The organism is Agarivorans sp. DSG3-1, from assembly GCF_046774965.1.
Lineage (GTDB): Bacteria > Pseudomonadota > Gammaproteobacteria > Enterobacterales > Celerinatantimonadaceae > Agarivorans.
On record NZ_CP177241.1, the window covers coordinates 1783231 to 1794765 of the forward strand.

11 protein-coding genes are annotated in these 11535 nt (G+C 42.9%); all 11 read left to right on the top strand.

Translation table 11 applies throughout. From position 1 onward, the window contains the following. The first annotated feature begins 177 nt into the window (after nucleotides 1-177). Genes ACLD71_RS08450 through ACLD71_RS08500 form a run of 11 tightly spaced genes read left to right on the top strand, consistent with a single transcriptional unit; the run spans nucleotide 178 to nucleotide 11531 of the window. Nucleotides 178-750, top strand: a complete 573-nt coding sequence (locus tag ACLD71_RS08450) for a DUF4255 domain-containing protein (RefSeq protein ID WP_411994167.1) — start codon at nucleotides 178-180, stop codon at nucleotides 748-750. Next, on the top strand, nucleotides 747-1613 hold the full coding sequence (locus tag ACLD71_RS08455; protein ID WP_411994169.1) for a hypothetical protein: 867 nt from the start codon (nucleotides 747-749) through the stop codon (nucleotides 1611-1613). The genes ACLD71_RS08450 and ACLD71_RS08455 overlap by 4 nt, the downstream gene beginning before the upstream one ends. A 13-nt stretch (nucleotides 1614-1626) precedes the next feature. Then, nucleotides 1627-3117: a phage tail sheath family protein gene (locus ACLD71_RS08460; protein ID WP_411994171.1), complete on the top strand. Its 1491-nt coding sequence runs from the start codon at nucleotides 1627-1629 to the stop codon at nucleotides 3115-3117. A gap of 39 nt (nucleotides 3118-3156) precedes the next feature. Then, nucleotides 3157-3615 carry a phage tail protein gene (locus ACLD71_RS08465; RefSeq protein WP_303553358.1) on the top strand — a complete coding sequence of 153 codons (459 nt, stop codon included), beginning with the start codon at nucleotides 3157-3159 and terminating at the stop codon, nucleotides 3613-3615. Between the two features lie 37 nt (nucleotides 3616-3652). Next, the gene (locus tag ACLD71_RS08470) at nucleotides 3653-4135 is read left to right on the top strand and encodes a phage tail protein (RefSeq protein ID WP_303553359.1); all 483 of its coding nucleotides are present in this window, start codon (nucleotides 3653-3655) and stop codon (nucleotides 4133-4135) included. A gap of 2 nt (nucleotides 4136-4137) precedes the next feature. Next, nucleotides 4138-4350: a DUF5908 family protein gene (locus ACLD71_RS08475; protein ID WP_411994173.1), complete on the top strand. Its 213-nt coding sequence runs from the start codon at nucleotides 4138-4140 to the stop codon at nucleotides 4348-4350. 2 nt (nucleotides 4351-4352) lie between these two features. Next, nucleotides 4353-5132, top strand: coding sequence for a CIS tube protein (locus ACLD71_RS08480; RefSeq protein ID WP_303553361.1), 780 nt, complete (start codon nucleotides 4353-4355; stop codon nucleotides 5130-5132). Next, the gene (gene vgrG / locus ACLD71_RS08485) at nucleotides 5132-6931 is read left to right on the top strand and encodes a type VI secretion system tip protein VgrG (RefSeq protein ID WP_411994175.1); all 1800 of its coding nucleotides are present in this window, start codon (nucleotides 5132-5134) and stop codon (nucleotides 6929-6931) included. The genes ACLD71_RS08480 and vgrG overlap by 1 nt, the downstream gene beginning before the upstream one ends. 37 nt (nucleotides 6932-6968) lie before the next feature. After that, complete coding sequence (locus ACLD71_RS08490; protein ID WP_411994177.1) at nucleotides 6969-7268, top strand: PAAR domain-containing protein; 300 nt, start codon at nucleotides 6969-6971, stop codon at nucleotides 7266-7268. A gap of 1 nt (nucleotide 7269) precedes the next feature. Then, a complete protein-coding gene (locus tag ACLD71_RS08495) occupies nucleotides 7270-7698 on the top strand; it encodes a GPW/gp25 family protein (RefSeq protein ID WP_411994178.1) in 429 nt (142 codons plus the stop codon). A gap of 5 nt (nucleotides 7699-7703) precedes the next feature. Further along, a complete protein-coding gene (locus tag ACLD71_RS08500) occupies nucleotides 7704-11531 on the top strand; it encodes a hypothetical protein (RefSeq protein WP_411994179.1) in 3828 nt (1275 codons plus the stop codon). Nucleotides 11532-11535: the final 4 nt, after the last annotated feature.

The following is an 11535-nucleotide window of genomic DNA, read 5'->3' on the forward strand; positions in this document are numbered from 1 at the left end:
TTAAATTTATTTTTTGTTTTTGTTTTTTTGTGTCTAAGCTTTGTTATAAATATTTTTGTTAATTTTTTGTTGGTCGTTTGGTGGTTGAATCCGTAGATAAAGAGCTTGCGATGGAATGCATGCTTAGCTGGTTTCTATCAAACGTAATGGATAGGTTTCATTGGAAGGGAATTCAAGTTGATAGGCGAAGCCTTAAACTTAACAACAACATTGCTTAATGAACATTTAGCACGCCGCTTTGAGTTGGATGAAGACATGGCTGTGTTGTCAAACGTTCAAGATGTCGCAGGCAAGGCACAATCGAGCTGCACCAATAAAATGGTGCTTAGCTTAGTGAGCATTGAAAAGGATCCCGCCTACGTAAACTCGAAGCAAGGAGTGTTGTCAGGTGCTCAAGCTTATTCTAAGCAAGCTTTGCATTTGAACTTGTATGTATTACTAGCGGCTAACTTTGAAAATGAACGTTATCAACACGGTTTGCGCTTGTTATCGGAATGTGCTGAATTTTATCATCATCAATCGGTGTTTGATCGTAGTAACTGTCCAGCCTTACCCAACAATATAGACAAATTAGTGTGGGAAATAGAAAACTTAAACTTGTCGGAACAAAGCCATGTTTGGAGTTTGTTGGGCAAACACTGCCAACCCTCTATTTTCTACAAAGTGCGTGCGATACCGTTAGATGCAAGCCATATTAGCGGGCGCCTGCGCCCTGCCACTACTCCAGCTAGCGATGTGGGAGGATTATGAGTCTTACATACTCTCGATTGTTATCACTAAGCTGCGAACACCAATATCAGCAGGATAAGCTTTTTACCGGTTTAGACTTCGAGCTGTCGGCGATGAGTCGAGTTACAGCAGATAACTGCCAACTATTGTTTAAACCCCTAGCGGGTGGCTTTGAGCTATTGGTTAATGATCATGGCTTAGAAGTATTGCCCATGCTGATTGAAGAAAGTGCTAAGCCTAAACAGGTAAACGATGCTGATTTGCTTATATATGCCTATTTGAACGACCCTAACTTTTTAAACTACAGCGAACTAAGTCTTAAGCCTGGCGAAAACTGTTTGTGGCTGAATAACTTACAGACTAGTCAACAGCACCGTCAGCTACATATTGGTGATAGGGCCAGTTCAGCAGAGCTGATTAGCGTGACTGAAGTACGTAAGCTAATTGGTGAGCACTGTTTGCCTCGTTTAAGTCGCACTCCTGACGTCATTATTCATTTTGATTTAGCTAAGCTCATTGCCGATGTACAAGGTCAATTAAGTGATTATAGAGTTTGCTTTGCTAGCATTGCTTGCCAGCTAAAGTATTTGATATTTGGCGCTGAGCAATATCAACACCTAGAGATTAACGACAGCCATGGCGAAATTGAATTTGCTCAAGTTGCAGACGAGCAAATTGCTCAACGTAATTCCGTCGTGTTTTTATCTAAACAGACGGTTGCTATGCAGCGACCTTGGCCGCACAAGTTTCAATTAAAAGAAAATGGTTCGCGCTTTCAGCAAGTAGTAATGAACCGCTTACCTGCAGTACCTGCCTCAAATTGCTACATCTACCTTGATGCAGAAAAAAAGACAAAAGCCTCGGAAATAATAGTGGATCTATAAAAAGGAAAATGACATGGGAAACATGAAAACTCCCGGTGTGTATATTGTCGAAAAAAATGCGTTTCCAAATTCTGTAGTGGAAGTGGCAACAGCGGTACCTGCATTTATCGGCTATACCCAAACCGCAAGTAAAAATAATAAGTCGGTATTAAACAAACCAATTCGCGTTACCTCAATGGCCGAGTTTCATAATATTTTCGGCTTAAGTCCCAATTTACAATTTGGCTTTGCCGTAGCAGCAGACGCTGTAAGTGCTGATATGTCTTTGGGCGAAAAACATTTCACAGTGGAGGCTAGTGGTAAAAAATACCGTTTATACCACAGCATGCAAATGTTTTTCTTAAATGGTGGTGGCCCTTGTTACGTTGTATCGGTAGGTGATTACGCTGCCGATTTAGCTAAAGACGGGATGTTAGCTGGGATTAAAACTTTGGTTAAAGAGCAAGAGCCCACCATGGTGGTTGTTCCCGATGCTGTAAGCTTAGCAGCTGCCGACTGTTACACCGTTCAGCAACAAATGTTGATGCATTGTGGCAGTAAAATGCGTAACCGCTTTGCATTGCTTGATGTACATAACGGCTTTCAAGATAAAGAAGACAGCGTTGCAGCGTTTAGGGCAGGTGTGCCAAATAAGGAAATAGGTGATTTTGGCGCAGCCTATTTCCCATGGGTTAATAGCACCTTGTTTAGTGATTCAGACGTTAACTTTAATTATTTAAATGATGAGGGTAAAACCGCATTACAAGCATCCTTAAATGACGAGCTCGGCACGCCTGATGCCACGTCTGACATTGGTAAAATGCTCGCTGGGCTGACGGCGACAGAAACCGCTGAAGAAGACCCAACGCCGGTGGATATTGACAAAGCGCTACGAGCGTCGTGTATTACCTATCCTGCATTAATTAAAGAAATTTGTAGCCAGCTTAATTTAATTCCACCGTCAGGTGCGATGGCTGGTTTATATACCATGACAGATAACGCTCGTGGTGTATGGAAAGCCCCAGCAAACATTGGTGTACTTGGTGTCACATCGCCAGCTTTCGAAATTTCCGACGAAGAACAAGAAAGTCTAAACGTAGACGTAAATGGTAAGTCAATTAACGCTATTCGCTCATTTATTGGCGAAGGCACCTTAGTTTGGGGGGCTCGTACTTTAGATGGTAACAGCCTAGATTGGCGTTACGTTAACGTACGTCGCACCATGATAATGCTAGAGCAATCAGTAAAACTGGCGGCTAAAGCCTATGTATTTGAGCCAAACGATGCGCAAACTTGGGTCACTATTAAAAGCATGATCTCAAACTTTTTAACTGGCATTTGGAAGCGAGGCGGTTTAGCCGGTGCTGTGCCTGCTGATGCCTTTAGCGTACATGTTGGTTTAGGTGAAACCATGACTGGAGAAGATATCTTAGAAGGGATTCTAAAGATTACCGTACTAGTCGCCATTACTCGCCCAGCAGAATTTATTGAAATTACTTTCCAACAGCAAATGCAAAAATCATAACGCTAGCGTTAAGTATTAACTAATTTAGGAGAATAAATCATGGCAGATGACGGTAGCGCACAGTCGCAAACAGTATGGCCAATCTCAAAATTTTACTTCCAAGTTAAATGGGATTCAGAAGTAATGGCGTTTCAAGAAGTATCTGGCTTAGATGTCGAAGCTCAGGTTATTGAATATCGTGCAGGTGATAGCAAAAAGTTTTCTACGGTAAAAATGCCCGGTATTCAAAAATCCGGCAATGTCACCATGAAAAAAGGTGTCTACAAATCGGATAACAAATTCTGGGATTGGTTTAGCCAAATAAAAATGAACACCATTAAACGGGTGCCAATAACCATTAGCTTGTTGGATGAAACAGGGGCCCCCACCATGGTGTGGACCCTAGAAAATGCTTGGCCAACCAAAATTACAGGCACCGACTTAAAGTCAGACGGTAACGAAGTGGCGATAGAAACCATCGAAATTGCCCACGAAGGCGTAACCATCGCCAATAGCTAAAACTATTAGCAAGGTGCTGACTTTAAGGACTAACACAATGAGCATTGGGTCGAGTTTAAAAGATGCGTTATGGATGGGCGACTATCCGCCGTCGGCGTTCAATTTTAAAGTGATTCTCGGTTGCTCATTGGGTTTAACTGATACCTCTTTTCAGGAAGTATCGGGTATAGAGGCAAGTGTGAGTGTAGAAGATCAAAACGAAGGTGGTTTTAATACTGTCAACTATACCTTGGGGCAAGTTAAACACCCTAACTTAGTGCTTAAACGAGGGCTCGCCCCTATAACATCTCCGTTAGTCATGTGGTGCCAAAGTGTTTTTGATCTTGACTACCGAGTGCAAACTATTTCTATGCCGCTAATTGTAATGTTAATGAACGGTGATAGAGATCCGCTTCGGGTTTGGATGTTCAATAATGCGCTGCCAGTTGCATGGAAAATCGATGCGTTTAACTCCACTAAAAATGAAGTAGCTCTAGAAACCATTGAGCTGAAATACTCTGGCTTAACCAGGATAGTTTAGTTATGGCAATCGAAATAAAACAGTTAGTGATTAAATCTAGTATCGATAACAGTCCCGATAAGCTAGAAACCTTTAGTGAAGGAAGGGATGAACTTCGTTCTACCAGCTGGGATGAAAAGCAAAAACAACAACTACAAGATGACATATTGACGCAAACGCAACGTTATTGTGACCGTGCTATTGCTCAGCAAATTAAGAAGCAAAGTGAGCGTTAATTATGGAAGATTATGAATCGATTAGATTGAAAGCCACCCAACAACTTAATCAAGCGTTAATGCGAATTGAAGCGACGAAAAAGCCTAAATCCTTGAGTGATATAGTGAGTGGAGAGAAAGCCCGACTGTCATTTAGCGTGGTTAACTTAAGTGATGGAAAATTGGACAAAGCCTCTGGAGAACCTTTTTTCACTGTGCAAACCAATCCTCAAACATTTAAAAAGAAGCTGGGGATAAATTACAAAAATAATAAAACTATAGGGCGAATTGGCACTGAATCAGAGTATGAGGGGTTTAATCCAGAAAACGTAGATTTTTCCTTTGTGCTCGATGTTACTGGTTCAGAAGCCCAAGACTCGGATTTTCAAATCTTTGATAAAATTGCTGAGTTACTGGAAGGGCTATATTGCTACCAAGGGGATAAACACGAACCTAATCGTGTAGCAATCGAATGGGGAAAAGAGATATTTTTTGGTCGTTTAACGTCACTAGATTACGAACACGTGTTGTTTCACCCTGATGGAACGCCATTACGAACAAAATTTAACCTCTCCTTTGTTGAGTGTAAATCAACCCAGGAAATGGAGTCGAAAAAGAAAACCTCTTCACCAGATTTATCCCACCTAATTTTGGTAAAGGCAGGGGATACTTTACCTTTGTTGTGCCAAAAAATTTACAAAAACCAGCAGTACTGTCACGCCGTAGCGCAAGCCAATAACCTCGCACATGTCGCCGATATCGAGCCTGGCATGCAATTATTATTTCCGCCCTTGGAGAAGTAATGGCTGATTCCCCTTTAGACAATAGTGACGGCGTTGTAGATTTCACGATTAAATCCGAAGGGAATGCTATTACTTGTCGTGGCACCGTGCGCTCAATTGTGATTCATCAACAAGTTAATCGCTTGTCTCGTTGCACTATCGAAATAGAAGATGGCAGTCTTGCCGAACAGACATCTCCAATCAGTAACAGCGATGAATTTAAGCCGGGAGTTAGCATCAGTGTAAGCGCCAATTATGACGAGCAAACAAGTTATAGCTTGTTTGAAGGTATTGTCACTAGCCATGGCTTACGAGTGGATGAATCTAGCCAACTGCTTATCGTAGAGTGTATCGACCAAGCTGTGACCATGACGGTAGGGCGTAATTCGGCTAACTACATTAGCAAAAAAGACTCTGACATTTTTAGCTCGTTAATCGGCAAACATAGCCCGCTTACCAGTGGGAGTATTGCCAGTACCACGGTGATTTACAGTGAATTAGTACAATACAACTGCAGTGATTGGGATTTTATGGTGACACGAGCAGAAAGCAACGGTTTGCTGATTAAAAACCTTAACAACGAAATCTCTGTGATAGATCCAAGTACCAGTGAAAGCGCTAAATTAACGCTAACCCTAGGGAAAGATATTAATCAATTTGATGCTGATATTGACGCCCGTTACCTATTTAAGAATGTGTCTGCTAATAGTTGGGATCAAACCACGCAAGCCGTGGTTAACGATACCGCCGAACCGCAAACGGTTACCGCTACCGACAATTTGTCGGCCAGTGATTTAGCCGGGGTATTGAGTTTAAGCAGTTATAGAATGCAAACTGTCGCTCAGCAGCCTGATGGCGCAATGGCGGCGTGGGCTAAAGCGCAGCAAGTAAAAAGCGCCTTGGCCAAAACCTGCGGCGCGGTAAGTTATCGTGGTTGTGCCAAAGCTGTAGTGGGAGATTTTATTGAAATTGCTAGCGTTGGTGAGCGCTTTGATGGCGAAGTATTTATCAGTGCGCTGTGTCACGACATTCGTCGTGGCGATTGGCAAACTACGGCTGAATTTGGCTTGGCGGCGCATTGGTTTGCCGAGCAACAACATAGCGAGGCGCACTCTGCCCAATCCTTGTTACCGGCTATTCAAGGGTTAACGGTAGGCAAGGTGCTCAAGCTCGATGAAGACCCCAATCAGGAGAATCGCATTCAAGTCTCGGTTCCAATTAATGGCGCCGAAGAACATGGTGTATGGGCGCGACTTATTCAATTTTATGCTTCTAGCGGCTTCGGTAGTTTTTTCATTCCAGAAATCGACGACGAAGTCATTTTAGGTTTTCTCAATAACGATCCCTCTTGCCCGGTGATAATTGGCAGTGTTTACAGCAGTAAACAAGCTCCCGCCTATGATGTTAATGACAATGAAGAAAACAAGTATAAAGCGTTGGTCACTAAAAGCGGACATACCGTTGAATTTGACGACGATAAGAAAATAATCACGATTAAAACGCCTGCGGGTAATCAACTGGTATTTAGCGACGATGATGAAAGTATTACCTTAACCGACCAAAATAATAACGAAATTAAAACCAACGACAGCGGCATTTCGCTTACCTCGCCAAAAGACATCAACCTAAAAGCTAGCGGTGATATTTCTCTTACCGCAGATGGGAAAGTGGCTATTGCGGCAACCCAGGACGCCACCATTAGCGGCTTAAATGTACAAGCTTCAGCCAATGTTGGTTTCGCTGCAAAAGGCGAGGCAAGTGCCGAGTTATCGGCATCAGGACAAACTACGGTCAAAGGCGCCATGGTTATGATTAATTAACAGTCATGGCTAATAAACTATTTATGAAGGGAACACTATGCCTCCAGCTGCACGCTTAACCGACATGCATACCTGTCCAATGCAGACTCCGGGTTTACCGCCTATTCCTCATGTTGGAGGGCCGGTACTTGGCCCTTGTGTTGCTACGGTATTAATTGGCAAGTTACCGGCAGCAATAGTCGGTGATTCGTGCTTGTGTGTAGGGCCCCCTGACAGCATCGTTAAAGGTTCGGCTACGGTAATGATATCGGGGATGCCTGCAGCGAGAATGGGTGATACCACCGCCCATGGTGGAACGATTGTATTGGGGTGCCCTACCGTGATTATTGGAGGTTAGCATGGCAAATAGTGATACCAATTTTCTTGGTCAAGGTTGGTCGTTTCCACCTTCGTTTGCGTTACGTAATGGTGCGGCACAATTAGTCACTAGTGATGAAGACATAAGCCAAAGTTTGCATATTTTGTTAAGTACTAAACCTGGGGAGCGGTTAATGCATCCTAATTTTGGCTGCGCTTTACACCAATTTGTTTTTAGGAATTTAAGTGTAACAACTGTTAGTGCGATTCAAGATATGGTCAAGCGTGCTGTATTACATTTTGAACCAAGAATCATACTAGAGCGTGTCGATGTTGGAATCGACGATTACTACCAGGGAAAAATAGATATTGTACTGAGTTACATTATTAGCCAAACCAATACACGTACTAACTTGGTCTATCCGTTTTATTTTAAGGAAGCCACCGATGTATCTGCGTCGGGAGCTTAATCCTTATGGCGCTTAAGCAACATCGACAGTTACCTAGCATTCAAAGTCAACGCTATCCAGCAGCACTAGAAGATGATTATGCTCTACTTGATAACCATAGCTTTGCTGACACGTTACAAGCTAGTGGAAAATTTGCTGCAGTGCTGCACTTAGTGAGTGACGACCTTAAAAAGCGTCGCAGTTGGCAGGCACTTTTTACTCACGATGTGTTCTCGGTGTTAGCCGAGATAAGCTTGTATTTTCCAAGCGGAAGCGATGACCAAAGCGATATTAATGTAAGTGCCAATTTTATTTGTGACGTTATGCTCAGCATTAATCATTGGATACAACGTTTAGCTGGAAGTCGCCATCCTTTGGCTGTCACGATCTTAGCCGAAATCCGCTATTTGGTATGTCAGTCGTTGGCTATAGAGTATCATCATTTGCTGCTCGTCGCGGCTGAGCTTAGGGTAAGCAAACAACACACTGTGAGCTCTAAGCTAGCGGATCTAGATAAGGTTTGGCTGCAGCCAAATCAGCATGAGCTCAGTTCTAAAAGTTATGCTCGGCTTAACTTACCCCAACTGTTAAAGCACATTCGTCGACGTTGCATTGCCAATGTAAGTCTTATTCGCAATAAAATGTCGCCACAAATGAGCAGTGCAATTGAACAGTCTGGACACGACCCAGCGCTGGCACTGTTTATCGCATTTTTACACATTAGCGAGCAGTTACAAGCGCTGCTAAACCGTTATGGAGCGAAACACCGCGATCATTACTATTTTGATTTACTCAATCTTGATTTGAGTAGACCACAACAACATAGAGTATTAGTGCATTGTAAACTTAAAGATAATGTTCAAGATTACTCTTTTGCCAACGATGCTCAATTTGAACTACTTAATGATAGCGCGACTCAAACTTTTCGCTTAAATGGGCCGTGCTCCTTAGCGAAGGTTGAAGTCTCCGCCGTAAAAAGTTTTTGTCTGCAATATGACCCCTATATTTCACCAGAATGCCAACTAGGTTTTTATAGTGCGATAAAGCAAACTCGATTAAAGGTTGGTGAGGGTGGACTCAGTATTCCGCTTTTTGGTTGCCAGCGACCAGATGTTAGCCACGAGAAAGCCGAGGAACTTGCCATTGGCTTTGCGATTGCCAGCAATGATTTGCTATTGCAAAGTGGAGAACGCAGCATCGAGATACGTTTTAGCTTACGCGATACCTTACTCCATGATATGAGGTTTCAAGCATATCTTGAGGGTTCAGAATCAACAACAAATGTTGGCTGGTTCAAAGCGGTGTCCAAAGCTTTGGATATCCTTAATTTGCATATTTCGGTGCCTGTCACATCACTTATTAGTAGTCAGTTTTTTAAGTGCTGGCAGAACTTAGAGCCAAGTCTTAGTGGTTTCAAAAAAGCCATTTTGTTGGCCATTATAGAAGCGGCAGAGGACGTCAGTGATGTGGTCGCTGCTGCTGGAAAGCTGTTTTGCCACTGTTGGCTAGTAGAGCGTTCCTGGCTTAGTGCCAGTGATAAGCAGCAAGTATTTAAGTTGCTGAAGACTAAAACAGGTTTCGACTACGGGATATTTTTGTCGGAGCTGTTTATAAATAACACCATGCTTAAACTGTTTGATGTGCATTTAAGTGCTGAAACAGGCTGGTTAAGCCAGTTAGCGTGTATCAGTCAAATTAGTGATGGGCAGCTAGCCTTAGAGATAACTTTAGGCGCAGCCGCTCCAGCCATTGTGCCCTTAAGTCACGAACTACATAGTGGTGCGTTGATTAGTGATAAGCCAGTGCTTAAGGCGTATCTCAATACTTTAGAATCACTATATGGTTTGTCTTTGTTTGCTGACTTACAACTTAGTTGCATAGATATTTCTACCGAGGTTGAGCAGGCCGAAGATATCGTGGCCTTTAATGAATACGGTCGAATAGATGCCACTAAGCCTTTTTTACCCTTTGGGCCTTTGCCGCTGGTGGGGTCGTTTATAACTATAGGGTGCTTTGAGGCAGCGTTAAAAGATACGCGTTATTTTTCTGCCAATATTGAATGGGCGGGTTTACCAAGTGAAGCTGGCGGGTTTGCTTCACATTATGCCGATTATGGTTTAAATATCGACAACGGCAGCTTTAAAGTACAAGCTTCAGCGTTAATAAACAATCGCTGGGTTGAAGGGCAAACTCAGGAGCTATTTTCCTACAATTTACATACCGGAGTATTGTACTCAAAGGTTAATTTACCTCTACACGAAGTAGGTATCAGCAATCGACTACTGGGCCCCAACTTATCTGATTATAGTGCTTCTCCACGTCAGCGAGGAGGGTATTATCAATTACGTCTTAGTGGCCCCAAATTTGGCTTTGCTCAGCAGCGATATAGCTCGGTATTAGCTAACCATGTAAGTCGTGCATTTCGCAATAAGCAAGATTTAGATATTCCGCCTGCGCCAATCTCACCCAAAATAGAAAAAGTTACCGTAGCTTATCGTGCTCATCAGCAAGTTAATTTAAATAATCGTCAGAGTAGTAAAGTAGCTGCTAAGCAATTATTCCATATTAAAGGCCGAGCGATTTGGCCGATGATTACCGCTAACGATGCTGGTACATGTAGCTTATTACCTCGCTTTGATAAACAAGCATATTTATACATAGCTTTAGAGGCTAAACAAGCGCCTAAACAAGTTAGTTTATTTTTTGATTTACAAGATGATAGCCAAGTTGTAGGGGAGCAGCTAGCCGGTGTCATAGCTTGGGAGGCATATGCCAAAGACGGGTGGCAAACTCTACAGCAGAAAAGCATTGCGTGTGACAATACCGCCAACCTAACAATGGCGGGTGTGATTACTTTAGATTTACCCAAGGGCATGACTCGGCACCCTTTTGAGCTGCCCAAAGATCAGTTTTGGCTAAGGGTCTCCACCAAGCAATTAGCGAGTAGTTTTCCTTTTTTAAAGCGTATTGTGACTAATTGCATAAGTTTGCATCATCATAGTCAGGCGCCCTTAAACGCTGATTTAACCACGCCGATAAAAAGCAAAAACAATATTAGCGAGTTGGGCCAGTTAGACATCGTTCATCTAAGTCATCGTACCGAGGCTAAACACAGTAAGCGCGATACTATTAAGGCTAGTGCTGAGTTTTTGCGACACAAGCAACGGCCTGTTAACGCCTGGGACTATGAGCGAATGGTGTTAGAAGCATTTCCTGAAATTTATTTGGCTAAGTGCTTCCCTCATGCTTGTTTTACTAGTAAAAAAATTCAACCGGGTCACGTACTGTTGATTGTCGTTCCCCACTTGTCAGTTAACACTACGTCAGTTGATGGCGCGAGTATTAGTGCCAATTTGTTAGAGAAAATCCGACGCTATTTAATCCAATATTGTGCACCCGGTATTCAGTTAAGTGTACATAACCCGCGTTTTGAAAAGGTCCAGGTGCGTTGTTCGGTAAGCATGCAAAGAGATATGTGTGATGGTCGAGGCATTAGCCGCTTAAACCAAGATATTTGTAACTACTTCGATATTTGGCGTGATTATCGGCCTGTAGTGGGATTTTCTTGGCAACTTAGTAATGATGTTTTAAGCGCCTATATACAAACCTTGCCCTATGTAGTTTCGGTAACTGGTTTGTCGCTCATACATATCAGCCAGCAATCAGCTTTACACTACCGTTTACACGATAGCGCCGCTCAACAGTGGTCCACTATTCAATCAAACTTTCCATGGTGTTTACCACTTTCCGAGAAGCAACATGCAATTACTTTGGTAGAGGCCAATCAAGAGCTAGCGCCTAGCCCTGTTGGCATTAACGACTTGGATGTTGGCGGTAGTTTAATACTGGAGTAAACAA

Excerpts from the sequence above, each read along its gene's own strand:
- ACLD71_RS08455 (WP_411994169.1), top strand. The coding sequence starts at position 747 with ATGAGTCTTACATACTCTCGATTGTTATCACTAAGCTGCGAACACCAA.
- ACLD71_RS08460 (WP_411994171.1), top strand. The coding sequence starts at position 1,627 with ATGGGAAACATGAAAACTCCCGGTGTGTATATTGTCGAAAAAAATGCG.
- ACLD71_RS08465 (WP_303553358.1), top strand. The coding sequence starts at position 3,157 with ATGGCAGATGACGGTAGCGCACAGTCGCAAACAGTATGGCCAATCTCA.
- ACLD71_RS08470 (WP_303553359.1), top strand. The coding sequence starts at position 3,653 with ATGAGCATTGGGTCGAGTTTAAAAGATGCGTTATGGATGGGCGACTAT.
- ACLD71_RS08475 (WP_411994173.1), top strand. The coding sequence starts at position 4,138 with ATGGCAATCGAAATAAAACAGTTAGTGATTAAATCTAGTATCGATAAC.
- ACLD71_RS08480 (WP_303553361.1), top strand. The coding sequence starts at position 4,353 with ATGGAAGATTATGAATCGATTAGATTGAAAGCCACCCAACAACTTAAT.
- vgrG (WP_411994175.1), top strand. The coding sequence starts at position 5,132 with ATGGCTGATTCCCCTTTAGACAATAGTGACGGCGTTGTAGATTTCACG.
- ACLD71_RS08490 (WP_411994177.1), top strand. The coding sequence starts at position 6,969 with ATGCCTCCAGCTGCACGCTTAACCGACATGCATACCTGTCCAATGCAG.
- ACLD71_RS08495 (WP_411994178.1), top strand. The coding sequence starts at position 7,270 with ATGGCAAATAGTGATACCAATTTTCTTGGTCAAGGTTGGTCGTTTCCA.
- ACLD71_RS08500 (WP_411994179.1), top strand. The coding sequence starts at position 7,704 with ATGGCGCTTAAGCAACATCGACAGTTACCTAGCATTCAAAGTCAACGC.